Source organism: Capnocytophaga sp. oral taxon 324 str. F0483 (assembly GCF_000318315.2).
Classification (GTDB): Bacteria; Bacteroidota; Bacteroidia; order Flavobacteriales; family Flavobacteriaceae; genus Capnocytophaga; species Capnocytophaga ochracea.
Map to the genome: position 1 here is coordinate 7,956 of NZ_KB291512.1, position 1,562 is coordinate 9,517.

At 40.8% G+C, this 1,562-nt stretch carries 1 protein-coding gene; it reads right to left on the reverse strand.

The annotated features are described in order from the left end of the window. On the reverse strand, positions 1–829 hold an 829-nt coding region (locus tag HMPREF9072_RS04715), incomplete at its 3' end, for a lipocalin family protein (protein WP_009410791.1). Positions 830–1,562: the final 733 nt, after the last annotated feature.

The following is a 1,562-nucleotide window of genomic DNA, read 5'->3' on the forward strand; positions in this document are numbered from 1 at the left end:
TATACTCCATCGCTCTAAGGGCTGTCAATTCTTTTTCGCTGATTTTCTTATAGGTATATGAAAAAGAACGCTTTCTCCCTTGTTCATCTAATCCAGTTCCGTTTATCTCAAATTTAGTTTCAGTCACAGTAAAAGTAACTGTCTTACCTTCAATTGTAATAGTTGTCCCCAATATAGTATAAGGTTTTATTTCTTGTTTTTTATAGGTACAATTATATTCATCATACTTTTTAAAGATAAGCTCTTCTACTGTGCTTTCAGTAAAAATAACAGCATCTTTTAAAGAGCACTCCGAAAGCTCTAACTTCTCACCATCAAGAGTTGCCGATTCCACTTGCCACGCCCCTATCAGTTGTTTTTTGTAATCAGGAGCTTTATACTCCATCGCTCTAAGGGCTGTCAATTCTTTCTCGGTAATTCTTTTATAGGTAGTGGTAGAAGGCTTTTTGTTTCCTTGTACATCTGTATAGACTCCCTCTATCACAAGTTTACCCTCAGTAATGGTAAAAGTGGTAGTACCATCTTTGGTTGTAAAGGTGTTTCCCGAAAGAGAGTAAGTCAAAGGGTCTTGTTTCTCATAGGAGCAATTACCATCTCTTTTCTTAAACGAAAGACGTTCGATTGTCTTTTCAGTAAAAACAATCGTTTCTTTTAGTGTACATTCTGAAACCGAAGACGGTTTTCCGTCTATGGTAGACGATTCCATTTGCCACGCTCCTATCAGTTCGACAGTTTTCTGTGGAGGCTCAGGTGTTTTATCATCCTTGCTTCCGCAAGACGAAATCATTGTGGCAAGGGCAACAAATGCCCCAAATAAAAATTTCTTCATATGTGTTAGTATTTTTAGTTTGAGGGCGCAAAACTATAAAATTAATTTATCTTCACCAAAAAATCATCATAACACCCCACCTCCGAGTTCCTCCTAACCTCTCCAAACTCTTTTACACCCCCCTATTAGTCACTACATTCCCCCTTTTCCGTCGCTACATTCCCCCTTTGGAGGTAGCCAGCGACAGCTGGGTATGTGCACCGCGAGAGCGGAGTATGTGAGAAGGGAGAGGTTCATCACCTTTCCCAGCTTGTCCCCCTTCGGGGGTTCGGGGGCTTACCGAATAAATGACTCGTCACAGTTCCCCCTCTCCGAGAGGTTTCTTTCGCTTTTCCGTCACTACATTCCCCCTCATTGAGGAAGTCCGCGACAGCTGGGTATGTGTAAAAGGGGAGGTTTCCTCCGCTTTTCCGTCACACTCCCTCCTAGTGCCTATGCCCTAAGGCCTAGTGCCTCTTCCTCTTTCTTTCGCCTCGAAACCCCGTTTTTACCATTTTTATTATTGTTGTATTATACTATGAATCAACTATTTATACACCCCTTTCTATACCAATCGTCCAAGATTCGTATAAGCTTCCTATAAGCTACCTATAAGCTAACTACATTCATCCTCACACCCTTTTTTCATCAAAATCCCTTCCTTCCTTCTTTCGAGCCTCTTCGTTTCCTTTCTAAAATTCCTAATAGCCTCAACACATTGCTTTTTCATCTCAAACTTTGGCAAAGTTTTAAA